Raw genomic sequence first — 23,338 nt, 5'->3', positions numbered from 1 at the left:
GACCTCAGCTTCGGCGTACGAGTGGGTCAGCGGGGCCCGCGGCGCGTGGCGCGGGCGGGTCCGCGGCGGAGCGGCCGTACGGCCCGGTCCTGGACCAGGAGATGGCCGAGAGCAGGCTCGTGACCATGACGATCGGTATGCGCTGCCGGAAGATGAGGCCGACGTTGGCCATGGTCGTGGCGTACGCGATGGAGCCGGGGACGACGAAAAGCAGGAGGATCAGCAGCAATCTCCGGTCGTACCGCCACAGCCTGCGCGCGCCCAGGAAGGCATGGTAGAGCAGCCAGTACCACAGGAGTGTGTCCACCTTTCCGAGTTGCAGGGCCACGCTTCCGCCCATCCACGGGAACGGGGACAACAGCGTGTAGAGGAGCTTCGGCCCCAGGGCATTCCAGGCGTTCCCACCGTCGTCGAAGACGACGCCGGACCCGCCCTCCGCGTTCGCCAGCCGTACGTGCTCCGACTGCCCGCGGTCGAGCTGGTCCTGCACGACGGCGAACGGTCCCCCCTGGTCGACGCCCTGAAGCACGACGAGGAGCGGCAGCATCAGAACGGCGACGACGACCAGGCTCCGGGGGGACAGCGCCCGCCTGATCCGGGAGACGCCGACCAGCAGCGGCAGCATGCACATGAACACCATGTAGGGGCGCACATTCCACAGGGCCCACAGCAGCGGCCCGAGGGTCAGCACCTTGCGCACCGCGAAACGCTGCAGGTTCGAGGCGGCGATCCCGAGGCAGGCCACCACGAGGAATGCGTTGAAGCCGTCCTTGAACATGTCGGAGGTGTGCAGCAGGAACCCCGGCAGGAACGCCGTGATGACGAGCAGCCGGAACGCCGCCCGCTCGTCGGCGCCCACGAGGCGCGCGAACCGGTAGACGACGACGCACAGCAGGCAGGCGAGCAGCGCCACGACGGCGGTGCAGGCGAGCGGTGCCCGTCCGCCGCACAGGTACATCACGAACGCGAAGATGTTGCACGGCACGGCCACGGACTGGACCGAGCCGAGTTCGCCGGGGCCGACGAAATGGAGGCCCTCGCGTCTCCACAGCTCGACGATCTCGAGGGCGCGCAGCTCGTAGCCGAGGTTGTCGCCGCCGTAATCAAGGCCGTCGGACCGGATGACCAGGACGTGCACGACCAGCCGGACGGCGAAGGCCGCGAGCAGCACGGGCAGCGCACGCCGCGCCACCGGCGCCGCCAGACCGGTATGCACCATCACGACGAGCAGCACCGCGGCGGCGATGACGATGATGTACTCCACCGCGGTCACCCGTTGGTCCCCGTGCAGACCTCACCGTAGAGCTTGTCGAACCACTCGGCCGCGCGGGCGATGTCCACCTGCCCCGCGCTCTCCCTGGCGCCCGCCCGCAGCCGGGCCCGCATGTCCGGCCGCAACGCCTGAAGGATGCCCCCGGCCAGAGCGTCCGCGCTGCCGGGCACGGTGAGCACGCCGTTCTTTCCGGTCTCGATCAGGTCGGACACGCCGCCGACGGCGGTCGACACCACCGGCACCCCCGCCGCCAGCGCCTCCATGACGACGACCGGCAGGCCCTCGTAAGAGGAACTGAGCACCAGGAGGTCGGCAGCGGCGATCAGCCTGCCCGCCTCCGGCACGTGCCCGACGACGCGCACCCGGTCCAGCCCGAGACGGGACACATGCTCGGCCGTCGCGTCGCGCAGCGGCCCGGACCCGGCGAGGAGGAACAGCGCCCGCGGCTCGGCCGCGACGACCTTGGCAGCGGCCTCGACGAGCAGCCGGTGGTTCTTCTGCGGGTGGAAGTTGGCGACGTTCACTATGAGAAGGGCATCGTCCGGAACCGACCACTCGCGCCTCGTGGCCGCGGCCCGCTCGGCCCACTGGCGCTGCCCCGCCACCCGGACACCGTGGACGCAGGTGGACAGACCGCGCCCGCGCCTGCCGGTCCGCGCACGCGCCACCTGGGGCGAGACCGCCACCGTACGGCTGTCCAGCCAGGCGGTCGCCCGGTCCAGCGCCATCGTCACCGTTCGGTATCGCACGTTGTGGACGGTCGAGACCAGGATCGGCCGCGGGTGCCACAGCCGGGACGCCGGGCGCAGCAGCGCCGCGGGCAGTGGGGAGTGCAGGTTGACCACATCCGGACGCAGGCGCCTGACTTCCCGCACGAGGCGCGCCGGACGCAGCAGCCGGGGGCAGGACGACAGGTCGACGACATCGATCCCCGCCGCGCGGAGCCTACCGGTCAGTTCCTCGGTGGAAGCGCTCAGGCACACCACGGTGTACCGATTGGCCGGACGGCCCGCCTGCCGGCGCGAGGCGGCCAGCAGGCGCTCGACGAGGAGCACCTCGGCTCCCCCGACATCGAGCGTTTTTATTACTTCACAGACATTGACACCGCGCATCGCGCTTGGCTCCCTGGGAAGGCGTTCCATCGGACTGCTAGGGGCGCCTGCGCTCCAAGGCCGGCAGCCCGGCCCCCGCCACGCCGATGTACTTGCCCTCGTACTCGAAGACTCGGAAGGCCCGCTGCCTCTCCGCGTACTCCCGGAAGACCAGGTTGTCCTGGATGTCGTCCATGACGATGACATGCCTGTTGGTCAGGTGCGGACGCACGCGCCGCAGGAAGAACTCTCGTCCGTTCCTCGTCTTGTCGGAGTCGTAGTGCACGAGGTCGACCCGGGTGTCCGGGAGCAGGAACTCCTCAAGATTGCGCCGGTCGCCCTTGGTGCGCAGCGTCCATCTGCGCTTCAGGTCGTCGGGGACGACGTATCCGATGTACCGCTCGGGATCGGCGAGGCGGAAGAAGGGGAAGTCGCTCGACAGCAGGAGGCCGCTCTCGTTGGCGCGCATCGCCGCGAGGATCGCGCTGGTGGACCAACCGGCCGCCACTCCGGTCTCCAGGGCCAGGGCGGGGCGGATGAGCCTGGTCAGCAGGTACAGAAGTTCGACCCCGCCGCCCCCGCCCAGGTTCACGCCCGCGGCGGCGAGCCTGTCGAGACGCGGCCGTGCGAAGTCGGCGAAAGCGGCAGCCCAATCCAGGCCCTCTCGCCACAGGACGGGATCGACGGCGCTCCCCCAGGCGTTCATGTCCTCCGCGTGCCGCGCCGCCCACGCTCGGGCGGCTTTCCTCTCACGGTTGTGCCCGTGGCTCAGGCGCACCCATATTTTCTGCGTCATCACCGGTAGATAAGAAGGGCGGACGGCATTCCTGGCGACGACGCGAATATTCATGCCCGAAGGATATGGCGTCGTTTCATACGCGCCTCGGGAGCGCCACGGGAATATTTCGTAAAAGGAAACGGCAGGCGCGCCGGCGGAATTACGGCCGGCGCAGCGCCGAGATCGGGACCCTCGGCCGGCACCCACCGCTCGACCGGCGCGGCCGTCCGGAAGCGCCGGGGATCGCAGAGGCTCTCGTGGCCCCAGCGGCAGGGCGCGCCGGCCCCGAGCACGTCATCGGGGTCCGAGCGGGCGCACAGCCGCCGGGCCCGGTCGTCGCGGCGCTTCGACGGTGGCCGTTCCGGCGTGCCGCGAAGGCGTCGTCTCGGGCCTGGTCCAAGCCTCACAACCATCCCCGCCCGCTGGCGATTCCGACTCCGGGGCGCGGCCAAGATCTTGCCACTCCTTTGTACGGTCGGGCGGTCGCCCCGGCGGGGGCGGGCCGACCACCCCGGCGTGCGGCCGGAAAGCGCGTCCCTGTCGAGCGATTTCACGGTGGTGCGGCGGAAGGCCGAATCGAAGTCGGCTTTTTACATTTCACTGAATCGCGCCCGACGACCCGGGACACCATCCGGACCATGTGCCGGTAGGGAATGCGAAAAGGCTTCGCCGGGACCGTGACGGTGCCGCGGAGAAGCCCGATTGGCGGGTTAGCTTCTGCGACGTGAACAGGCCCATCACGAGGAGCCCCTGGTGAGACCGACGCCGAGACCGGACGGCCGGATCCGCGTAATGGAAATCATCGCGCGCATGAATATCGGCGGGCCGGCGACCCAGATTCTCGGACTGCACGAACGGCTGAACGCCGACGAGTTCGACCACCGTCTCTACACCGGACACGTCGACGGCGCCGAAGGCGACCACCTTCTGCTCCGGGACGCCGAGCTGCGGGTACGCCGGATCCCCGGACTCGGCCGCTCCGTCCGACCGGCCGACGACTACCGCGCCCTGCTGCGCCTGGCCGCCGAGATGCGCGAGTTCCGGCCGCACATCGTGCACACGCGGACGGCCAAGGCGGGCGCGCTCGGCCGCACGGCCGTCCGCCTTGCCCGCGTCGGCGCCGCCCGGGTGCACGTGTTCCACGGTCACCTGCTGAGCGGCTACTTCTCGCCCGCCAAGCGCCGGCTCTACGTGTGGGCGGAACGGCGTCTGGCCTCCGTCTCCGACCGTCTGGTGACAGTGGGAGAGAAGGTCCGCGACGACCTGCTCGCCGCCGGGATCGGCAGGCCGGAGCAGTACATCGTGATCCCTCCGGGAGTGCGGCTGGGCTCGGTCCCGGACCGGGAGGCCGCCCGCGCCGCCCTCGGCCTGCCCGGGGACGCGCCCGTCGTCGCCTTCGTCGGCAGGCTCACCCGCGTGAAGCGTCCCGACCGCTTCCTCGCCGTGGCGGAATCGCTGCTCGGACGGCTGCCCGCCTGCCGCTTCGTCGTCTGCGGCGGCGGCGAACTGACAGAGGAGGTAGAGCGGGGCGCTGCCCGAATGCCGGGCTCCTTCCACCTGCTGGGGTGGCGGCCGGACGTCGAGACCGTCTATGCCGCGGCCGACGTCGTCGTTCTGACCTCCGACAACGAGGGGACCCCGCTGAGTCTCATCGAGGCCGGCATGGCAGGCGTCCCTGTCGTGTCGACCCGGGTGGGCAGCGTCCACGAGGTCGTCCGGCACGGCGTCACCGGCCTGCTCGCCGCCCCGGATGCCGGCGAACTCGCCGCGCACACCTTGCGGCTGCTGTCGGACCCGGGTCTCGCCCACCGCATGGGCGAGGCCGCCCGCCGCTGGACGACGGACTCCTTCGCGGTCGAACGTCTGGTGGCCGACACGGAGCGGCTCTACCGGTCGCTGTGCCCCGTTCCGCTGAAGACCGAAGGGAGCCGTATATGAGAGTCCTCGTCACTGGAGGCGCCGGGTTCATCGGCGCCAACCTCTGCCGTACGCTGATCACCCGGCCGGAGGTCGAGAGCGTCACCGTCCTGGACGACCTGAGCAGCGGGGACCGCGCGAACGTCGCCGGGCTCGGAGTCGACCTGGTGATCGGCAGCATCCTCGACAAGGAGCTGGTGGCCGGCCTCACCCGCGAGGCCACGCACGTCGTCCACCTCGCCGCCCGGCCCTCGGTGCCCCGGTCGGTGAAGGACCCCGTCGCCTCGCACATGGTGAACGCCACGGGGACCCTGCAGGTGCTGGAGGCCTGCCGCGCCGCCGGACCCGGTGCGATGCCACACGTCATCCTCGCCTCCTCGTCCTCGGTGTACGGGGACTGCCCTGAGCCGTACAAGCACGAGGACCTGCCGACGCGCCCGCTGAGCCCGTACGGCGCCAGCAAACTCGCCACCGAGGCCTACGCCCTCGCGTACGCCGGCAGCTACGGGCTGCCTGTGCTGCCGTTCCGCTTCTTCAACGTGTACGGGCCCCTGCAGCCCGCCGGGCACGCGTACGCCGCGGTGATCCCGGCGTTCATGGACGCCGCCCTGCGCGGCCGGCCGCTGCCCATTTACGGCGACGGGCAGCAGGCGCGCGACTTCACCTACGTGGGCTCGGTGGCGAGCGTCCTCGCCGACGCCGCCGTGCGCCGGGTGACGAGCTCGACGCCGGTGAACCTCGCCTTCGGCACCCGCGTGTCCCTGATAAGCCTCAAACACACTCTGGAGACCGTCCTCGGACGGCCGGTCGAGACGGAGTTCCTGCCCGCCCGCGCCGGTGACATCCGGGAGTCGCAGGCGTCGTCCCGCCTGCTGCTCGAACGCTTCCCGGGGGTGCGGCCCGTCCCGCTGGACGAGGGTCTCCGCCTGACGATGACCTGGTTCGAAAAGAACCTGGACATCGACCCCCGCTGAACAGGGGTCCGGGCGACCTGTGCCCGGGCCCTTCCGCACGCACGCACCTAACTAACGATCCTGCCAATCGCCACCTGCTGGGAGAAGTCGTGACCAAGTCAAGCGGGAACACGTATCTGATAACGGGCGGAAGCGGCTTCGTCGGGTCTCACCTGACCGACGCGTTGCTCGCCCGCGGCGACTCCGTGATCATTTTGGACAACATGTCGACAGGGCGTCCGGCCAACCTCGCACGCCATGCCGCCGAGCCGCGGTTGCGGGTGGTCCAGGGCTCGGTCCTGGACGAACTCGTGGTGGACGAGCTTGTGCACGAATGTGACGTCGTGGTCCACCTCGCCGCCGCCGTCGGGGTGAAGCTGATCGTCGAACACCCCCTGAGGTCGCTGACGACCAACATCCGCGGTTCGGAGATCGTCATCGAGGCGGCACACCGATACCGGCGCAAGGTCCTGGTGGCCAGCACGAGCGAGATCTACGGCAAGAACTCCGCCGGGCCGCTCGCCGAGACGGCCGACCGCATCCTGGGCAGCCCCGACGTCGTCCGCTGGGCCTACAGCACGGCGAAGGCCGTCGACGAGATCCTGGCCAACGCCTACCACCGGGAGCGCGGGCTGCAGACGATCGTGGTCCGGTTGTTCAACACGGTGGGTCCCCGGCAGAGCCCGGCGTACGGGATGGTCATCCCGCAACTGGTCAGGCAGGCGATCAACGGTCTGCCGCTCACCGTGCACGGCGACGGCACCCAGACGCGCTGCTTCGCGCATGTCGAGGACGTCGTGCGCGCCCTGGTGCTGCTCCTGGACTGCGACGCCGCGGTCGGCCAGACCTTCAACATCGGCTCCAGCGAGGAGGTGAGCATCCTGGAGCTCGCCAAGCTCATCACCGAGCTGGCCGGGAGCACGTCCGGCGTCGACCTCGTGCCGTACGCCGACGCGTACGGGCCGGGGTTCGAGGACATGGCCCGCCGGGTGCCGGACACGACGAGGCTGCGGGAGCTCACCGGCTGGACACCGCGCCGGTCGCTCGACGACATCCTGCTGGACACCATCGCGGAAGCCCGCGCCGAACTGGCGAGCCCGCATCGGTGAACGCCTCGGCCATCCTTGCTGCCGGCTGCGCCGGCATCGTGCTCAGCGCCGCAGCGACCTTCCTGCTGCGCCGCCTCGCCCTGAGGTGGGGGATCACCGACCGGCCCAGCGGCCACAAGTCCCATCTGCACCCCACCCCGTACCTGGGCGGGGTCGCGATCACTCTGGGCACGGTCGTCCCTGCGATCGCGCTCGGCGCTTTCGAGGGACCAGCGGCCGGCATCCTTGTGGGTGCCGTGGCGATGACCCTGCTGGGGCTCATCGACGATCTGATCCCGCTCCCTCAACTCACCCGGCTGGCCGTCGAAGCCCTGGCGGCCGGCGTGGCGGTGCTGTGCGGCATCGTCGCGCCAGTCACCGGCGGGCCGCTGGACGTCCTGATCACGCTGCTGTGGATCGTCGTCGTCACCAACTCCTTCAACCTGCTCGACAACATGGACGGCGTTCTCGGCGGCGTGACCGCGGTCAGCGCGACATGCCTGGCGGCGGCCGCCTTCGTGTCGGGACAGCCACTGATCGGGCTGGTCCTGGTCACTCTGTCACCCGCCGCCCTCGGGTTCCTGCTGTACAACTGGGCGCCGGCGCGGATCTTCATGGGGGACGCCGGTTCGCTGTTCATCGGATTCGTCCTCGCCTGCAGCGCGGCACTGCTCGCCGGCACCGCCGCCCCCGCCGGCGGCCCCGGCGCCGCGATAGCGAGCCTGCTCCTGCCGACCTTCGTCTCGACCGTCGACACGGGAGTCGTGCTGCTGTCGCGATGGCGCGCAGGACGCCCACTGCTGTGCGGGGGCACCGACCATCTTTCTCACCGGCTGCGCAGGCTCGGCCTTGGGACCAGACTCACGGCGGTCACGCTCGCCGCGGGCGCCGCCGCAGCCGGCACGGCCTACCTGGCTCTGGTCCTGGGCTGGATCCCGCCGCTCGGCGCAGCGATCGGGGCAGCGGCCGTCGCCTGCCTCGCCGTCCTCCTGCCGCAACGGATTCCGGTCTACCCGGCCGCCCGCCCGCAGCCCTCTCTTCCTGTTAGGCGATGAAGGAATGGAACTTCTCTACTACGCGCGTCTGGTGCGCAGATACTGGCCGCTTCTGCTGGTCTCGCTGATCGTCGGAGTGAGCGCCGCCCTCGTCGTGACCGCGAAGACGCCGCCGAGGTACCTCGCGTCGATATCCATGCTGGTCTCGGCGAACTACCGGGAAGAGAACCTGTCCACCGCCCTGCAGGCGGGGGAACTGTCGCAGCAACGGGTCCAGTCCTACGCCGCCCTGCTGACCAGCCGACGGGTGATCGGGAGGGTCGTCGGTGCCGCGGAGGTCGCGGACCTCCAGGAGAACGTCACCGCCGAGGCCATCCCCAGCACGTCTCTGCTGCGGGCTACCGTCGCCGACTCCGACCCCCGTCGCGCCGCTGCACGGGCCGACTCACTGGGCGCCGTGTTCACCTCGATGATCGACCAGATCGAGCGGCCCACGCCCAAGAGCCCGCCTACCGTCCGGGTCACCGTCGTGGACAAGGCTGATGTCCCCGAGGAGCCCATCGCTCCCCGGCCGGCGGTCAACCTGGCGCTCGGCGTGCTCATCTCGCTGTTCGCGGCCGTCGGCGGGCTCGTCATGCGCGACCGCCTGGACACGACCATCAAGACGGCCGAGGTGCTGCAGAGGGTCGCCGGGACCTCGCTCCTCGCGGTGGTCGGATACGAGCGCGATGCCCGCAGGCACCCCCTGATCATCGGCGGAGCCGGTCGCTCCTCACGGTCGGAGTCGTTCCGTTCGCTGCGAACCAACCTGCAGTTCATCGGTGTGGACCGGAAGCCGAAGTCACTCGTCGTCACCAGTTGCCTGCCCAACGAGGGCAAGTCGTCAACGTCGGCCAACCTGGCGATCGCGATGGCGCAGGCGGGCTGGCGGGTGATCCTGGTCGACGGCGACCTGCGCCGCCCCAGTGTCCCCGGCTATCTCGGCATCGAGGGCGGCACCGGTCTCACGGACGTCCTCATCGACAAGGCCCGCCTGCCCGACGTCATCCAGACCTGGGGCCGGCCCAGCCTGTCGGTGCTGCCGAGCGGACGCGTCCCGCCGAACCCCAGCGAGCTGCTCGGCTCGCAGGGCATGCGCGCGGTGCTGACCCAGCTCACGCAGGAGTACGACATGGTGATAATCGACGCGCCGCCGCTACTCCCCGTCACCGACGCCGCGGCGCTCGCCGCGATCTGCGACGGCACGCTGCTCGTCGTGCGCCACGGCAAGACCCGGCGCGAACAGGTGACGCGCGCCGAGGAGCTGCTGTCGTCGGTCAACGCCCGCCTCGTCGGCGCCGTGCTCAACTTCGCACCGGCCAAGCAGGGCGATCATTACGGCTACGGGTACGGCTACCAGCCGGCGGAGCAGCCGGAGGCGGACGTCAGGTCGCCGCTGCCCGTGTGAACAGCGCCACCGGGGCGGCGAGTGACTCGACGATGCGTCGGGCCGCCGCCCGGTAGGCTCTGCGGGAGCCCCGGTAGGGATCGGCGATGTCGGGCTGCTCCACCCGGACCAGCCCGCGCAGCGCCCTCGCCTCAGCGACCAGCGCGTGCGCCCGCCGCACAGGGTCGGCGTGGCGGAGAACCTCGTCAGCGGGAACCGCCCGGGCCAGCGCGCCGAACTCCGCGATGGTGAACGTGCGCGCCGCCGCCCGAGGATGCAGCGCCACAGCGTGGGAACGGTGCTCGGACGAGGCCGTCAGCACGAGGTCGGCGGCGACCACCGTCTCCGAGGTGAGAGGGCGCGAGGCGAAGCCCTCCGAATCGCCACCGAGCCGGATCAGCTCCCTACGAGCGCCCTCGTCCATCGAGCGCCCCGGCAAGGCATGGGTGCCCGCGCTGGACACGGTGATCGGCGAGCCCGGTCCGAGAGCCGCCCGCGTCAGCCGCTCGGCCAGCGGGGACCGGCAGATGTTCCCCGTGCACACGAACAGGATGCGGAAGCCGGCCCCGGGACCGGCAGGGTCATGAGAGCCGTGGACAAGGTCGCGATCGGGCTCCCGCGCAGGGTTGTGAGCGGCAGCACGGTCCCCCGCACCGCCCCGGAAATGGTCGCGGGCAGAGTCACAGTCACGCGTACGCTCCATGGAGCGGGACGCTAGGACGCGGCGGGCGGGCGGCCGTGGACGGCACGCCGCTTTTTACGATCTCCGGCCTCGTCCCGGATCTCCGGCCCGCGTCGCCGGTGTCCGGCTCTGTCACCGGTCTCCGCCCGCGTCGCCGGTCACCGCGGCGCAAGGCGCGGGCCGCGGCGTGCGGCCCGCGCCTCGTCAGTGCACTGGGCAACCCTGGTCGTTGCGCCGGATCACGGCCTCCTGCGGCCGGACGAGCGGCTGCGCCGGGACCATCGGCGGGGCGGCGGAGTAGGGTTCGAGCAGGTCGAGGTCCATCGTCCTCGTCTGCCGGGGGGCGAACTCCAGCACCGTCGAGAAGATCGGGTGCGACCGCTCATACTCCGTGTAGAACCCGGAAGGCCGGCCGTCCACCCGCATCTCGGTGGCCTGCGCGCCGATGGCGCCGTACAGCGACACCCACAGCCGGTTCGATCCGGGGACGTGGGACCGGCGCGGGGAGTCGAGCCGGTCGGTGACATAGCTGGGCAGGTGCCCGTGCGGCACGTCGTTGGCGAGGCTGATGTGCACCTTCGCCTGGCGCATCCCGTCGGGGCGGCAGGGCCCCAGCTCGTAGGTGATCGACCGGCGCAGGTAGTAGTCGAGCTTGGTCCCGGCCGAGTTGTTGACGACGAGCGCCGCGTACGGCCCCGGCCGCTCGGGCAGCACACCGCCGAGGGGGGTCGCCTCGAGCCGCGCCTCCTCGTCCTTCCTGCTGGTCCAGATCTGGACCCTGCGGTCGGTCGCGAGGCCGGCCAGGACCGGCACCAGCCGGGTGGGCTCGGGATTCGCCCTGATCAGCGCCTCACTCACGGCGCCCGCGAGCCTGATCAGGTATTTCTTGCGTTCGACCGGGTCGGAATAGCGCTCGTACGCCACCCGCTCGGTGAGGTCGACGACGTTGGCGGCGGTGACGGTCTCGCCTCCCGGCAGCCGCACCGGCCCGGTGATCTCCAGCATCCGGGCCAGGCCGACCGGATCGGTGGCGATGGCGCCGTCCACCGGCTTGCCCGTCTGCCGCTGCCACAGCCCGGCCCAGGTGGTCGCGGCGTACGGGAAGTGCGGCGACAGGTTGGACACCGACAGCATCTTGGCCGCACCGGGCCCGTAGCGCGCACGGAAGCGCACCCCGTGGTCGACCACGGGCTTACTACTGTTCGCGAGGCCGTTGTTGGCCGACAGCCGCTCGATCGCGATCCTGCCCCGGTCGGCGCGGAGGATGCCGTACGCGCCGACCAGGCCGCCCGTCCCGCGTGCCTCGGCGTTGGTCTGGAACGCCAGGAAGTAGCGCCTCGGGCCGTCGCGGCCGAGCATGGGCGGTGCGAGCGCCGCGACGTTCGCCGCCGCGCCCGCAAAGCCCTGGATCCTTGCGGTCTCCCGCACCATCGTGTCGCGCGCCCGGTCCACGGCCTCCAGGCCGGTTTCGGCCGGGGTGCGCGTCAGCTCCGACCGCGCCGCCGCGATGCGTACGGCGGCGCGGTCGAGGACCGGCGCCAGCGCGTCGAGAGTCGCGAGCATCCGGCTCTGGTCGTTCCCGGCGAGAGCGCCGCCCCCCGTCATGAGCGGGGCGGCCACCCGCTGGACCTCGGCCAGCACGTCGGTGAACTCGTCGGCCGCCCCCGCCAGTCCGCGGACCGTCGTCGCCGCGTCCCCCACCAGAGGCAGATGCGTGAGCAGGGCCCAGCCGGGGCCGCCTGTCAGCCGTCGCGCCTCCGCCGCGTGCCGCCGGGCGTCCGCGAGCGTCCTGCTCAGCGAATCGCCCGGCGACCCGAGGCGGGCGGTGCGCAGCCGGAGCAGAGCGTCCCGCGCCGCCTCAAGGTGGTCGCGCACGCTCAGCCCGAGATGCGCGGACCAGCCCCCGGCCAGCACGAGGCCGAGGGCCAGCGACGGCAGGCCGACGACGACCAGCCTGCGCCTCATCCTCTTAGGCACCGGTCTGCTCGACACCTGTCTACTTGGCGTCGGTGGACCGGCGGCGCCGTGCGGAGAGCATGGTGCAGCCGAGCGCGACGGCCAGCAGGCCCGCGCCAGCCGCGGCGATCCCCATCGGCGCGCCCGTGAACGGCAGCTGCGGGCCGGCCGCAGCCGGTGCGGGGCCGCCGCCGCCCATCTGCTCGGAGTCCATGCCCATGGGCATGTCCTCGTCGTAGGACTCCTCGTCCGCGCTCTCCTCGGGCTCCTCCTCCGACTCCTCCTCGGAGAAGTCCTCGTCGGGGAGCTCGGCGACGTCCTCCGGCGACCTCTCGCTGGTCTGGACGGCGTTCTGGACCGGGAGTGCCCCACTGTCGCTACCCGGGCCGCCCGGCCCGATGATGGGCTGGGCACCGTCGTTGTTCTGCGTGTCGTTGCTGGTCCAGGCGCCGGGTCCGGTGTTGTTCCACTGCGGTCCGGTGCCCCACCACGTCGGCCCGCAGTTGCCGTTGGGGCAGTTGGTGGTGTTCACAGTCTCCGGCTCCACGCCCTGCACGTCCGCGGCCGGGACGACGGTGGTCGTGGCCGGTTCGACGACCTTGTCGGCCTTGTCGGCCTTGTCAGCCTTGTTGACGCCGTCCGCGCCGGGGTCGCCCCACCCGTCGCCACCGCGACCGCCCCTGCCGTCGTCGCGGTCCCCGCCGCCGGCACCGCCACCGCCGCCCACGGGACCGAGCAGCCGGCCTTCCCGTGAGAGACCGGCCAGGGCATCGAAGGGGTCATCCGAGAAATCGCCCAGGAACACCAGGGCGAACGGTTCGAAGGGGGCGGGCGGGTACGGCTGCATGGCGACCTTCGGCGCCGCCGCGTAGGTCTGTGCGGCGGCCACGCCGGCACCGCCGAGCGTCAGGCCGCCCGCGACCGTCACCGCCAGAAGAATAGGTACTGTAGTTTTTCGCGCCACTTTGGACTCCCGATAACGGCCGCTCAATTCTTTGAGCATTTGCCCGGATTGCCAGCGATATTTCGCTGCTCGACTGTTATATGCGCCTGGCCAAGGTCCGCCCCATAGCGGCACACGGTGCTTACCGAAGGATCGTCCAGGTTTTCGCTTCGTTGACCCCGCCCGTGTCGCCGCAGGTGATCGGGCATATGAGTCAACCGTACGGGCCCGGTCCCGCGATTTCGGGGCGGGACACGCGCCGCGCTCATGCCCCGGTGTCCGGCGAGCCAAAGAATTCGCCAACGCCCCTCGCGCGGTCTCCGGCGGGAGATGTCCGGAGGCGATACTCGGTCCGTGCGCGGAGCAGACGACGGAGCCGTGAAAACGGTCACGCGGGTCATCGGCGAGCTGTGCCTGCCGGTAGGGCTGGTCCTGCTGCTGTTCTACGCATATCTGCTGTGGGGCACCGGAGCGGAGACCGAGCGGGAGCAGAGCGTGCTGCAGCGACAGCTCGGCGAGGTCTTCGCCAGGCACGACGGGCAGGCGCGTCCGGGCGAGGGTCCGGTGCGGCTCGGCGACGCGCTGGCGCTGCTGCGCATCCCACGGCTGGGCGCCGACTACCGGTTCGCCGTCGTCGAGGGCGTCGGCCCGGCGGAGCTGCGCAAGGGCCCCGGTCACTACCCCGGCTCGGCGATGCCCGGCCAGGTGGGCAACTTCGTGCTCTCCGGCCACCGCACCACCTACGCCGCGCCGTTCAACCGGATCGACCAGTTGCGGCGCGGCGACGACATCGTGGTGGACGCGCGGGACGCCCGCTACACCTACGAGGTGACGCGTAAGGAGATCGTGGACCCCGGCGAGGTCGACGTCGTCGATCCCGTCCCCGGCCATCCCGGGAAGCGGCCCACCACCGCGGTCATGACCATGACCACCTGCCACCCCAAGTTCTCCGCGGCGCAGCGCCTGATCGTCCAGGGCGTGCTCGTCCGCCGCGAGGAACGCCGCGACTGACCGAGGGAGATCCGGCGTGTACAGGTTCCTCTGGCGGCGGCTGCCCGGCGGCACCGCGCTCCGGCTGGCCGTCGTGCTGCTGCTGACCTGCGCGGCCGTGGCCGCGCTGTGGTACGTCGTGTTCCCCTGGCTGGCGCCGCGGGTGCCGCTCGGCTAGCGAGGCCGCCCTCATGTCCCCGATGCCCGCCTCGCGGTTCCTCCGGGCCGTCTCGGCCCTGCTCCTGGGACCGGCCGTGCTGGTCACCGTGTCACCGGTCACCGCGTCCCCGGCCCGGGCAGCCGTGCCCGCGGGTGCCCCGGCGGCGAACGCCGTACGCGTGCTGCGGTACGACGCGAGCCGCGCCGCCGAGTTCCGCACGGTGATGGACCAGGCCGCGCGGGTGTGGAGCGCGAGCGTCGCCAACGTCCGGCTGGTCGCGGGCACGCCCGCCGACTTCGTGGTGCGCGCGGACGACGGCTGGCCGCGTACGAGCGCCACCGGGCTGGGCCGGGGCACGATCTGGCTGGGCAGGGAGGCGACCGCCGGGGGCTACTCTCCCCTGCGCATCGCCACCCATGAGATCGGCCACATCCTCGGCCTGCCCGACCGGCGCACCGGCCTGTGCGCCGACCTGATGTCCGGTCACAGCGCCCCGGTGAGCTGTGCCAACTCCGCCCCGAGCGCCGCGGAGCGCCACACCGCCGACGCGAACTTCGCCGGCTCCGCTCAGAGGGCGACGCCGAGGAGCGCGTCGGCGACGTCGCGCACCAGCGCCGGAGACGAGGCGTCGTCGCCCTCCTGCGCCGCCCAGGCGTCGATCACCGCGAGCGCACCGGGGGCGTCGAGATCGTCGGCGAGGCGCTCGCGCACCGCCGCCAGCACAGGGCCGCCCTCGGGGCCCGCCGGGCGCGCCACCGCCGCCCGCCACCGCGCCAGCCTCTCCTCGGCCGCGGTGAGCTGGTCCGGCGTCCACTCCCAGTCCGAACGGTAGTGGTGCGCCAGCAGGGCCAGCCGGATGGCCATGGGGTCGGCGGCCTGCCGCAGCCTGGAGACGAACACGAGGTTGCCCCTGGACTTCGACATCTTCTCGCCGTCCAGGCCGACCATGCCCGCGTGGACGTACGCCCGGGCGAACGGCCACTCGCCGGTGGCCACGTGGCCCTCACAGGCGCCCATCTCGTGGTGGGGGAAGATCAGGTCCGAGCCGCCGCCGGCGACGTCGAAGCCGCTGCCCAGGTTGCGCAGGGCGATGGCGGTGCACTCGATGTGCCAGCCGGGCCTGCCGCGGCCGAGCGGCGAATCCCAGGACGGCTCTCCGGGCCGTTCCGCCCGCCACAGCAGCCAGTCGAGCGGGTGGCGCTTGCCCTCCCTGCCGGGGTCGCCCCCGCGCTCGCCGAACAGCTCGAGCATGGTCTCCTCGGAGTAGCCCGAGACCGCGCCGAACTTGGGCGCGGACGCGACCGAGAAGTAGACGTCCCCGTCGATCTCGTACGTGGCGCCCCGCTCGGCCAGCCGGGTGACCAGTTCGGCGATCTCCCCCACGGTCTCGGTCACCCCGACGTACTCGCGGGGCGGCAGGATGCGCAGCGCCTCCATGTCGGAGCGGAACAGCTCGATCTCACGCTCGCCGAGGGAGCGCCAGTCGGTGCCGGTCGCCTCGGCCCGCTCCAGCAGGGGGTCGTCCACGTCGGTGGCGTTCTGGGTGTAGTGCACGTCGTGGCCGGCGTCCCGCCACACCCGGTTGACCAGGTCGAAGGCGAGGTAGGTGTTGGCGTGGCCCAGGTGGGTGGCGTCGTACGGCGTGATGCCGCAGACGTAGAGCCTGGCCTCGCCGGAGGGGGTAGTCTCCCGCACCTCCCGGGCGGCCGTGTCGTACAGACGGAGCATGAGGCCCGAACCGGGCAGCCTTGGGACATTCGGAGCAGACCACGATCGCATGGTGTGAAGCCTATCCGCGCCGCCGGCGGACCCGGTCAGCCGGTGCGCCCCACGAGGTGTCCACTTCGTGCCAGGTGGCGGGGTCGTCCGGCTGGGGGCAGAAGTCGTAGCGAAGCCCCTCCTCCGCCACGGCGACCAGCGTGATCGAGAGGCTGGCGAAGACCCGCCCGTCCGGCAGCCGCCGGCGCATGACCAGCGCGCGGGGATCGTCCCAGGGCATCCCCGCGCCCGAGGCGGGGTCGAGCCACTCCCCCCAGAACCGCTCGGTCGAGCCTCCCGTGGTCCACCCGGGCCGGGCGGCCCTGGCGAAGCGGGGCCGGAACCACGCGGTGCGCGGCTCGCTCTCCTCGCGATCCCAGCCGGCGTTCACGATCATGTGCACGCCCGCGGGCAGCTTCTCCTCGGCAAGGGACCTGCCGTCCCAGCTCCACAGCCGTACACCGTCGAGCCCGCCGAGAAGCAGATGAAATGGGTCGTACCACGATAAATTGAGCGGCGGGAACTCTCCCGCCGCCGCGGCGAGCAGCGGCAGCTCGCCGCGCGAGTGACGCCTGCCCTCCGAGGCCGCGACGCCGTCGCCGTTGAGCAGCGCGGCCACGCGCCGGTTTTCGGGGTCGGCGGCCAGCCAGGTGCCGCCCGCCTGCAGGTCGCGGCCCCCGACCAGGCCGGGGTACGCGGGCCAGTGCCGGTCCGGTGACATCCACGGCCGCGTGACGAACTCGTCACGCACTCCCGCCAGGAGCACCGGCGCGTCCGCCTCCGGCTCGACGCTCACGATGACCGTACACAATGCGTGTTCCCTCCAATATCGGTAGAGACCCCTGCAGAGTGCACAATTCGCACGTTTTGCGCAAGCCTGACCGAGTCGATCAAATCGGGGGCCACGGTATCGCCGGCCAGTCTTCGGACGGGTGGGGGTGGACCCCCGTGGCGAGCAGCCTCTTGACCCGCTCCCACGTGGCCTCCACCTCGGCCTGGGTCAGCAGCTCGCGCAGGCGCCGGCCGAGACGCCCCCGCTCGATCTCGTGTTCCAGCCGCACCAGCACGTTGACCGCCTCGCGCGGGAGCGCCTTGCCGCGCCACTGCCACAGCACGGTGCGCAGCTTGTCCTCCACCGCGAAGCACACCCCGTGATCGACCCCGTACACGTGCCCGTCGGGCAGCGGCAGCAGGTGGCCGCCCTTGCGGTCGGCGTTGTTCACCACGGCGTCGAACACGGCCATGCGGCGCAGGGCGGGGTTGCGGCTGCGCATCAAAGCCATCAGATCGGTCTCGGGATCGGCGTCGATCCACAGCTGCACCATCCCCGGGCCGAAGGGGCCGTCCCGATAGACGGTCGGCGGCACGATGCGCCATCCGGTGGCGGCGGCCACCTCGTAGGCGGCCACCTCCCGGGCCGCGAGCGTGCCGTCGGGAAAGTCCCACAGGGGGCGCTCCCCGCGCACCGGCTTGTACACGCACGCCGCCGTGTGCTCGCCGTTCCTGATGGAGCAGTAGAGCGTCATGTTCGTGGCCTCGACGAGTCGTCCTGCCACTTCTAAGGTGCCCTCCCGCAGCAGGCTCAGCGCCGCCGCGTCGTCCAGCCCCGGCCCGTCCACGTCGCTGATGCTCGCCTCGCCCTCGGCCGTCATCCGGTTCCTCGCCCGCGCGGCGCGAGGCCGCCCTTCCACCCGTTCACCGCCGCGCCTCTCATGCCGACAGTCCTCCGGGGTGGTGGCCGTTGAGGCGGACGCAGATGTGGCCCTCGGGGTCGAGCGGCCTGCCGCACAGCGGGCACGGCGGGCGGCCCGCGGCGACCACCTCGAGCGCCCTGCGGCTGAACGCGCGGGCGGCGGCGGCGCTGATCCGCACCCGGAGGACGGCGGGCTCGGGCCGGTCGTCCAGCGGGGGCTCCTCGTCCTCCTCGTCGCCCTCGGTGGCCTCCTGCGCCTCGATGATCACCTGGGCGGTCTCGGGATCCCAGGCGAGCGCCATCGTGCCCACCCGGAAGTCCTCGTCGATCGGCAGGTCGAGAGGGCCCTCGTCGGCCAGCTCCGCGGGGGCCATGGCCGGGACCGGCGCGCGCCCGCCACTGCGCCGCAGCACCTCGTCGAGCAGCTCGTCGAGGCGATCGGCCAGCACGGCGACCTGGAACTTCTCCAGCGCAACCGTGGTGATCCTGCCCTGGCCTCTGGCTTGCAGGAAGAAGGCTCGCGCGCCCGGTTGCCCCACGGCACCGGCCACGAACCTGTCAGGCGGATCGTAGTCGAAGACCGGCATAGCCCGACCTTATGTGGTCCCGGGTCCGCCGCCGACGGCGGCATCGCTTCCGGTGATGGTTTCTCCCCCGTCTTCGTCCTCCGACACCTCCGGCGGGAGCACCAGGTTGGCCACTCCCCCGCCCACGTCGTTGGCCCTGAGCAGGAAGGGACGCAAGGGGGTGTAGCGGATCACCGTGACAGACGCGGGGTCGGCCGTGATCCGCTGGAACTGGTCCAGGTGCATGCCCAGGGCGTCGGCCACGATCGCCTTGATCACGTCACCGTGGCTGCAGATGAGATAGGTGGCCTTCTCGCCGAGCCGCTCGTTCCAGTCGCGTACGGCCCGCACGGCCCGGCTCTGCACGTCCGCCAGGGCCTCGCCGCCGGGGAAGACGGCCGCGCTGGGATGGGCCTGCACCACCCGCCACAGCGGCTCCTCGGCGAGCTCCTTCAGCGGCCTGCCGGTCCAGTCGCCGTAGCCGCACTCGCCGAACCTTTCATCGGTCTGCACCGACACGGGGCGGCCCGCCGCGATGGCGGCGGCGGTCTCCTGGCACCGCTCCAGCGGGCTGGACACGATGGCGTCCAGCTCCAGGGGCGCGAGCCGTTCCGCGACGGCGCGCGCCTGCTCCCGGCCGCGTTCGTCGAGATGGACGCCCGGGGTCCAGCCGGCCAGCACGGGGCCGGTCATCGCGGTGAGGCCGTGCCGTACGAGCAGGACGGTCGTCATGACTGCACCACTCCCAGGGCCAGCAGCGTGAGGAGGAACGTCCCGGCGAAGACGCGATAGACGACGAAGATGATGGTCGAGTGGCGCGCCACGTAGCGCAGCAGCCAGGCGATCGAGGCGTACCCGACGACGAACGACACGACCGTCGCGATCAGGGTGGGCGCGACCGGGGGGCCGCCGCCGTCGCCGACGTGGCGCAGCTCGAACAGCCCCGAGAGGATCACCGCCGGGATCGACAGCAGGAAGGAGTAGCGGGCGGCCGCCTCGCGCGTGTATCCGAGGAACATCGCGCCGGTCATCGTGGAGCCCGAGCGGGAGGCGCCGGGGATCAGCGGCAGCATCTGCCAGGCGCCGACGATCAGGCCGTCGCGCATGTTGAGGTCGGCGACCTCTTTCTTCTTGCGGCCCATCTGGTCGGCCACGAGCAGCAGCAGGCCGAAGACGATGAGCATGACCGCGTTCAGCCACAGGTTGCGGGCCGGGCCCTCGATCGCGTCCTTGAACAGCAGGCCGGCGACGCCGATCGGGATCGTGCCCAGGCCGATGTACCACCCCATGCGCGCGTCGAGGTCGCCGCGCAGCTCCGGCGTCCAGAGGCTGCGCAGCCAGGTCCACGTGATACGGACGATGTCGCGCCAGAAGTAGATGAGCACCGCGAGCATGGTGCCGAGCTGGATCACCGCGGTGAACGCCGCGCCGGGGTCGCCCCATCCGGCCAGCTTGGGCACGATCAGCAGGTGGGCCGAGCTGGAGATGGGCAGGAACTCGGTGAGACCCTGCACGAGCCCGAGCACGATCGCCTGTAGTACGTCCATGGTGCGGACAGCCTATCGGCTAGTCTGTCCGCACCATGGACCAGCGACTAGTCGGGCGCAGCGGTCTGTCGGTGTCCAGGATCGGGCTCGGCACGATGACCTGGGCCCGCGACACCTCCGCCGAGGAGGCGACGGCGCAGCTCACCGCCTTCGCCGAGGCCGGCGGCACGCTGATCGACACCGCCGACGTCTACGGGGGCGGCGACGCCGAGCGTCTGATCGGGCGGCTCATCCGCGACGTGGTGCCGCGCTCCGAGCTGGTCATCGCCACCAAGGCCGTGCTCACGCCCGGCGGCGGGCACGACGCATCGCGCCGTCACCTCATCCGCGCGCTCGACGCCTCCCTGACCCGGCTCGGCCTGGAGGAGGTCGACCTGTGGCAGCTCCACGCGTTCGACCCCAGGGTGCCGCTGGAGGAGACGCTCGCCGCCGTCGACTACGCGGTCTCCACCGGGCGTACGGCCTACGCGGGCGTGTGCAACTACACGGGCTGGCAGCTCGCGGCCGCCGCCACGTGGCAGCGGTGCGGCGACTCGCGGGCCCCGATCGTCGCGGCGCAGGTGGAGTACTCCCTGCTGGCCAGGGACGCCGAGGAGGAGGTGCTGCCGGCCGCCGGGCACGTGGGTGCCGGGATCCTCGCCGGGTCGCCGCTGGGACGCGGCGTGCTGACCGGGAAGTACCGCACCGGCATCCCCGCGGACTCCCGCGCCGCCACCCCGCACTTCTCCGAGTTCGTCCGGCCCTACCTGGACGAACGGTCCCGCAGCATCGTGGAGTCGGTGACGACGGCGGCCGAGGGGCTCGGCGTGTCGCCGCTCGCCGTGGCGCTCGCCTGGGTGCGCGACCGCCCGGGCGTGTCGTCGGCGATCGTCGGCGCGCGCACCCACGCGCAGCTTCTCGGCGTGTTGCAGGCCGAGAAGCTGACACTGCCGTGGGAGATCCGCGAGGCTCTGGACGACGTCTCCGACCCTTGAGCGCCGCGCCGGGCGCGTGAGGAGAACGAGAATCGTCCTCACGTATCACACATCGATACCGAACTGCAACTTTCTACTGCATAACCCCGCGCTCCGGCGAAGAGTGGCGGGTATGTCGGGGGATGGACCAGAGCACTGTGGAAGGGGACACATGGGGATCGTAGGCAAAGCCTCCGCGATCTCCGCCGGGGCTCTCGCGATCACCCTGGCCGGAGGGCTCCCTCTCGCCGCATCTCCGGCACAGGCCTTCGACTGCACCAGCGACGGCGGCCTGGTCTCGGGCCTCACCGGCGGCGTCTGCTCCCTGGTGGACGGCGTGAGCCAGCTGGCCGACGGCGTCACCGACATCGCGGACAAGGCCACCGGCGGCGCGACGAAACCGGTCACGAAGGCCGTGGACGACACGTTGAAAACGACCACCGGAGCCGCGGGCACGGCGGTGAACGATGTCGGGAAGGCGGTCGACAAGGCCGGCCGGACGCTCACCGGGGCGGCGGACAGCGCGAGCAGCGGGGCGAGCGCGGCGACCGGAGGCTCGGACGCCTCGGGCGACGCGACGGGCCCCGTGGGCGGGGTGACGGAGGCCGTCAGCGGAGCGGCCAAAGCCGTGAGCGGAGCGGCCGAGACGCTGACGGGCGGCGGAGCCACGAGCAGCCCCTCCCCGGCCATCCAGAAGATCACCGACGGGCTCACCAGCGCCGTCCAGGGCACCTGCCTGCCCCTGGTCGCCGGCGATGACTGCGCGTCCGACGAGGACGACGAGGGCGCGCGGAGCTCCGGGAAGGCGGGGACGGCCGGCAACAAGGCGACCCGGCCCAAGGCGTCCATGACACCCGAGGGCACCCTTTCTCCCGAGCCCTACCGGCCGCGTCTCGTCGCGGCGCTCGAGGACGACCCGAAGGCGGGCCACGCGGGGAAGGTGGACCCGGACGAGGACGGCGTGATCCCCCTCCTCTGGCCCGGGCAGAAGATGCCCGAACTGCCCGAACTGCACGGCGGCCCCGCGGGCGCGTCCACGCGGGCCCAGCGGTCCTACGACGCGGCGGGAACGGCCCTCACCGCGGTTCTGCTGCTCTCGGCGCTGCTGGCCACCCGCGTGGTCTCGGCTCGGCGGGCCCGCGCCGGACAGCAGGAGCCGGCCGAATCGATCCCGTTCGAGGGCGGCCTGCGGCTGCCCGGGAAGGCCGGGCGCCACCGGCTCGCCTGAGGACGCCCCGGGCGTGCCCGGCCTCCTCACCCGCGCCCGGGAGGAGGCCGGACGCGGCTCCGTCAGGAATACCAGGTGGGCTCGGGAATCTCGTCACGCAGCCGGTGGACGCCTACCTCACGGCGCTTGTACGCCACCGGGTCGTGCAGGGTGTGGGTGCGCACGTTGCGCCAGAACCGGTCGAGCCCGTATCGGGACGCGGTCGAGCGGGCCCCCGTGGCCTCGAAGACACGCGAGGTGACCTCCAGGGCCACGTCGGTGGCGCGCGCCTTGGCCGCGGCCACCCGCACCTCGTGCTCGCCGCGCAGCCGCGGGGTGACCTCGTCCGGGTTGAGGTGGAACCACAACCCCTCCCGGGCGACCTCGTCGGCCAGCGCCTCGGCCGCCCACAGCTTGGCGGTGAGGTCGCCGTAGAGGTCGATGACGTACGGCTCGTCGACCGCGCGCTCATACCCGCCGTGCAGCCACGGGCGGGTGTGCTCCCGCGTGTACGCCAGCGCGGTCTCCAGCGCTCCCCTCGCGATGCCGAGGTAGAAGTTCACGAACACGAGCTGGATGGTCGGCACGTTGAGGGTCGCGTAGACGCGCGGCCGGAACTCCTTGTCCACGTAACCGAGGGCGTCGCGCCAGGGCACGCGTACGCCGGAGACCGTGACGCTGCCGCTCTCGGTGAGCCGCTGGCCGATGTTGTCCCAGTCGTCGTGGAAGGTCAGCCCCTCGGAGCCGGAGGGGACGATGGCGAAGACGTGCTTGTCCGTCCCCTCCAGCACGCCCTCCAGCACGGTGACGTCGGAGACCTTGCTGCCGGTGGAGAAGGTCTTGCGCCCGTCGAAGGTGAGCGTGTCACCCTCGTCGCGTACGACGATGTCGCGGTCACGGGGGTTGACGGCCCCGCCGAAGAACCAGCGGTGGCGGGCGGCCTCGGCCTCGATCCGCTCCCACTGCTCGCGGGTGCCCACCAGGCGGGCCGCCCAGTTCCAGAGGTAGTGGTAGCCGAGAAGCTGGCCGATGGAGCCGTCGGCCGCGGCCACCTCGCGGACGACGCGATAGGCGGTGGGCCAGTCCTGTGCCGCGCCGCCGTGCGCCGTGGGTCCGAGCAGCGTTACCAGGCCGGAGTCCTTGAGCAGCCCGATCTCCGCGTACGGGGTCTTCGCGGCCCTGTCGCGCTCCGCGGCGTCGGCCGCGAGAGCGGCCGCCACTTCTCCGGCGCGCGCGATCCACTCGTCCGGAGTGCGCGGTGCCGGGCCGTCCGTCCAGTCCGTACGACCGGCGTGAGCGATGGTCACGTGTCGTCTCCTCTCGTGTGCGGCGCGTCGCGCCTGCCGTCGCCCACCAGGTTAG

At 71.8% G+C, this 23,338-nt stretch carries 22 protein-coding genes and 1 pseudogene; 10 read left to right on the top strand and 13 right to left on the bottom strand.

What is annotated here, in order from left to right:
• Nucleotides 1-4: 4 nt before the first annotated feature.
• The 3 genes from FLV34_RS05285 to FLV34_RS05275 are packed head-to-tail and all read right to left on the bottom strand — an operon-like array spanning nucleotide 5 to nucleotide 3,160.
• A complete protein-coding gene (locus tag FLV34_RS05285) occupies nucleotides 5-1,273 on the bottom strand; it encodes a hypothetical protein (RefSeq protein ID WP_142647392.1) in 1,269 nt (422 codons plus the stop codon).
• Nucleotides 1,270-2,385, bottom strand: coding sequence for a glycosyltransferase (locus FLV34_RS05280; RefSeq protein ID WP_168065878.1), 1,116 nt, complete (start codon nucleotides 2,383-2,385; stop codon nucleotides 1,270-1,272). The genes FLV34_RS05285 and FLV34_RS05280 overlap by 4 nt, the downstream gene beginning before the upstream one ends.
• 37 nt (nucleotides 2,386-2,422) lie before the next feature.
• Nucleotides 2,423-3,160, bottom strand: a complete 738-nt coding sequence (locus FLV34_RS05275; RefSeq protein ID WP_168065880.1) for a class I SAM-dependent methyltransferase — start codon at nucleotides 3,158-3,160, stop codon at nucleotides 2,423-2,425.
• Nucleotides 3,161-3,934: 774 nt separating this feature from the next.
• Here FLV34_RS05275 and FLV34_RS05270 point away from each other — a divergent pair.
• The 5 genes from FLV34_RS05270 to FLV34_RS05250 all read left to right on the top strand — a co-directional run bounded on the left by FLV34_RS05270 (nucleotide 3,935) and on the right by FLV34_RS05250 (nucleotide 9,542).
• A complete protein-coding gene (locus tag FLV34_RS05270) occupies nucleotides 3,935-5,080 on the top strand; it encodes a glycosyltransferase (RefSeq protein ID WP_142647395.1) in 1,146 nt (381 codons plus the stop codon).
• The gene (locus FLV34_RS05265) at nucleotides 5,077-6,033 is read left to right on the top strand and encodes an NAD-dependent epimerase/dehydratase family protein (protein WP_142647396.1); all 957 of its coding nucleotides are present in this window, start codon (nucleotides 5,077-5,079) and stop codon (nucleotides 6,031-6,033) included. Before FLV34_RS05270 ends, FLV34_RS05265 begins: the two co-directional genes overlap by 4 nt.
• Nucleotides 6,034-6,122: 89 nt before the next feature.
• Nucleotides 6,123-7,121: an NAD(P)-dependent oxidoreductase gene (locus FLV34_RS05260; RefSeq protein ID WP_142647397.1), complete on the top strand. Its 999-nt coding sequence runs from the start codon at nucleotides 6,123-6,125 to the stop codon at nucleotides 7,119-7,121.
• On the top strand, nucleotides 7,118-8,155 hold the full coding sequence (locus tag FLV34_RS05255) for an MraY family glycosyltransferase (protein WP_142647398.1): 1,038 nt from the start codon (nucleotides 7,118-7,120) through the stop codon (nucleotides 8,153-8,155). Before FLV34_RS05260 ends, FLV34_RS05255 begins: the two co-directional genes overlap by 4 nt.
• Before the next feature lie 4 nt (nucleotides 8,156-8,159).
• Nucleotides 8,160-9,542: a tyrosine-protein kinase family protein gene (locus FLV34_RS05250; RefSeq protein WP_142647399.1), complete on the top strand. Its 1,383-nt coding sequence runs from the start codon at nucleotides 8,160-8,162 to the stop codon at nucleotides 9,540-9,542.
• Here FLV34_RS05250 and FLV34_RS05245 read toward each other — a convergent pair.
• From FLV34_RS05245 to FLV34_RS05235, 3 genes are all read right to left on the bottom strand, one after another.
• Nucleotides 9,520-10,065, bottom strand: a complete 546-nt coding sequence (locus FLV34_RS05245) for a low molecular weight phosphatase family protein (RefSeq protein ID WP_168065882.1) — start codon at nucleotides 10,063-10,065, stop codon at nucleotides 9,520-9,522. The two genes, FLV34_RS05250 and FLV34_RS05245, sit on opposite strands and share 23 nt — an antisense overlap.
• Before the next feature lie 342 nt (nucleotides 10,066-10,407).
• Nucleotides 10,408-12,168 (bottom strand): DUF4012 domain-containing protein, encoded by a 1,761-nt coding sequence (locus tag FLV34_RS05240; RefSeq protein ID WP_147942496.1) that lies wholly within the window; start codon nucleotides 12,166-12,168, stop codon nucleotides 10,408-10,410.
• A 31-nt stretch (nucleotides 12,169-12,199) separates the two neighbouring features.
• Nucleotides 12,200-13,087 carry a hypothetical protein gene (locus FLV34_RS05235; protein ID WP_142647402.1) on the bottom strand — a complete coding sequence of 296 codons (888 nt, stop codon included), beginning with the start codon at nucleotides 13,085-13,087 and terminating at the stop codon, nucleotides 12,200-12,202.
• Nucleotides 13,088-13,480: 393 nt separating this feature from the next.
• Here FLV34_RS05235 and FLV34_RS05230 point away from each other — a divergent pair, with 393 nt between their 5' ends.
• From FLV34_RS05230 to FLV34_RS05225, 3 genes and pseudogenes are all read left to right on the top strand, one after another.
• Nucleotides 13,481-14,113, top strand: a complete 633-nt coding sequence (locus FLV34_RS05230) for a class E sortase (RefSeq protein WP_260617228.1) — start codon at nucleotides 13,481-13,483, stop codon at nucleotides 14,111-14,113.
• Nucleotides 14,114-14,129: 16 nt separating this feature from the next.
• Nucleotides 14,130-14,270 carry a hypothetical protein gene (locus FLV34_RS40205; protein WP_168065884.1) on the top strand — a complete coding sequence of 47 codons (141 nt, stop codon included), beginning with the start codon at nucleotides 14,130-14,132 and terminating at the stop codon, nucleotides 14,268-14,270.
• A 13-nt stretch (nucleotides 14,271-14,283) separates the two neighbouring features.
• Nucleotides 14,284-14,790 (top strand): annotated as a pseudogene (locus tag FLV34_RS05225) (snapalysin family zinc-dependent metalloprotease); the annotation flags it as partial.
• A 29-nt stretch (nucleotides 14,791-14,819) separates the two neighbouring features.
• Here FLV34_RS05225 and mshC read toward each other — a convergent pair.
• The 6 genes from mshC to FLV34_RS05195 form a co-directional block, all read right to left on the bottom strand.
• Complete coding sequence (gene mshC / locus FLV34_RS05220; protein WP_142647404.1) at nucleotides 14,820-16,031, bottom strand: cysteine--1-D-myo-inosityl 2-amino-2-deoxy-alpha-D-glucopyranoside ligase; 1,212 nt, start codon at nucleotides 16,029-16,031, stop codon at nucleotides 14,820-14,822.
• Between the two features lie 10 nt (nucleotides 16,032-16,041).
• Entirely contained in the window at nucleotides 16,042-16,806 is a 765-nt protein-coding gene (locus FLV34_RS05215) for an NRDE family protein (RefSeq protein WP_260617229.1), read from the bottom strand.
• Nucleotides 16,807-16,900: 94 nt separating this feature from the next.
• A complete protein-coding gene (locus FLV34_RS05210; protein ID WP_142647406.1) occupies nucleotides 16,901-17,662 on the bottom strand; it encodes an SCO1664 family protein in 762 nt (253 codons plus the stop codon).
• A 58-nt stretch (nucleotides 17,663-17,720) separates the two neighbouring features.
• Nucleotides 17,721-18,290: a DUF3090 family protein gene (locus tag FLV34_RS05205; RefSeq protein ID WP_142647407.1), complete on the bottom strand. Its 570-nt coding sequence runs from the start codon at nucleotides 18,288-18,290 to the stop codon at nucleotides 17,721-17,723.
• Between the two features lie 9 nt (nucleotides 18,291-18,299).
• Complete coding sequence (locus FLV34_RS05200) at nucleotides 18,300-19,001, bottom strand: histidine phosphatase family protein (RefSeq protein WP_147942495.1); 702 nt, start codon at nucleotides 18,999-19,001, stop codon at nucleotides 18,300-18,302.
• On the bottom strand, nucleotides 18,998-19,816 hold the full coding sequence (locus tag FLV34_RS05195; protein WP_147942494.1) for an undecaprenyl-diphosphate phosphatase: 819 nt from the start codon (nucleotides 19,814-19,816) through the stop codon (nucleotides 18,998-19,000). The genes FLV34_RS05200 and FLV34_RS05195 overlap by 4 nt, the downstream gene beginning before the upstream one ends.
• A 35-nt stretch (nucleotides 19,817-19,851) precedes the next feature.
• Here FLV34_RS05195 and FLV34_RS05190 point away from each other — a divergent pair, with 35 nt between their 5' ends.
• Both FLV34_RS05190 and FLV34_RS05185 read left to right on the top strand, forming a co-directional pair.
• On the top strand, nucleotides 19,852-20,790 hold the full coding sequence (locus FLV34_RS05190) for an aldo/keto reductase (RefSeq protein ID WP_142647410.1): 939 nt from the start codon (nucleotides 19,852-19,854) through the stop codon (nucleotides 20,788-20,790).
• Between the two features lie 151 nt (nucleotides 20,791-20,941).
• On the top strand, nucleotides 20,942-21,997 hold the full coding sequence (locus FLV34_RS05185; RefSeq protein WP_147942493.1) for a hypothetical protein: 1,056 nt from the start codon (nucleotides 20,942-20,944) through the stop codon (nucleotides 21,995-21,997).
• 62 nt (nucleotides 21,998-22,059) lie between these two features.
• Here the strand turns inward: FLV34_RS05185 and FLV34_RS05180 are convergent, their stop codons facing one another.
• Nucleotides 22,060-23,283, bottom strand: a complete 1,224-nt coding sequence (locus FLV34_RS05180; RefSeq protein WP_221889907.1) for an acyl-CoA dehydrogenase family protein — start codon at nucleotides 23,281-23,283, stop codon at nucleotides 22,060-22,062.
• Between the last annotated feature and the right edge of the window lie 55 nt (nucleotides 23,284-23,338).

The sequence above is a fragment of the Microbispora sp. CSR-4 genome, from assembly GCF_008033685.1.
Classification (GTDB): domain Bacteria; phylum Actinomycetota; class Actinomycetes; order Streptosporangiales; family Streptosporangiaceae; genus Microbispora.
Note: the sequence above shows the minus strand (reverse complement) of the source record. Positions and strands in the feature narration are given on the sequence as shown.

Coding starts and splice junctions, on each gene's coding strand:
- FLV34_RS05205 (WP_142647407.1), bottom strand. CDS start 18,290: ATGCCGGTCTTCGACTACGATCCGCCTGACAGGTTCGTGGCCGGTGCC.
- FLV34_RS05270 (WP_142647395.1), top strand. CDS start 3,935: ATGGAAATCATCGCGCGCATGAATATCGGCGGGCCGGCGACCCAGATT.
- FLV34_RS05185 (WP_147942493.1), top strand. CDS start 20,942: ATGGGGATCGTAGGCAAAGCCTCCGCGATCTCCGCCGGGGCTCTCGCG.
- FLV34_RS05200 (WP_147942495.1), bottom strand. CDS start 19,001: ATGACGACCGTCCTGCTCGTACGGCACGGCCTCACCGCGATGACCGGC.
- FLV34_RS05265 (WP_142647396.1), top strand. CDS start 5,077: ATGAGAGTCCTCGTCACTGGAGGCGCCGGGTTCATCGGCGCCAACCTC.
- FLV34_RS05280 (WP_168065878.1), bottom strand. CDS start 2,385: ATGCGCGGTGTCAATGTCTGTGAAGTAATAAAAACGCTCGATGTCGGG.
- FLV34_RS05190 (WP_142647410.1), top strand. CDS start 19,852: ATGGACCAGCGACTAGTCGGGCGCAGCGGTCTGTCGGTGTCCAGGATC.
- FLV34_RS05250 (WP_142647399.1), top strand. CDS start 8,160: ATGGAACTTCTCTACTACGCGCGTCTGGTGCGCAGATACTGGCCGCTT.
- FLV34_RS05275 (WP_168065880.1), bottom strand. CDS start 3,160: ATGACGCAGAAAATATGGGTGCGCCTGAGCCACGGGCACAACCGTGAG.
- FLV34_RS05195 (WP_147942494.1), bottom strand. CDS start 19,816: ATGGACGTACTACAGGCGATCGTGCTCGGGCTCGTGCAGGGTCTCACC.
- mshC (WP_142647404.1), bottom strand. CDS start 16,031: ATGCGATCGTGGTCTGCTCCGAATGTCCCAAGGCTGCCCGGTTCGGGC.
- FLV34_RS05210 (WP_142647406.1), bottom strand. CDS start 17,662: ATGACGGCCGAGGGCGAGGCGAGCATCAGCGACGTGGACGGGCCGGGG.
- FLV34_RS05240 (WP_147942496.1), bottom strand. CDS start 12,168: ATGAGGCGCAGGCTGGTCGTCGTCGGCCTGCCGTCGCTGGCCCTCGGC.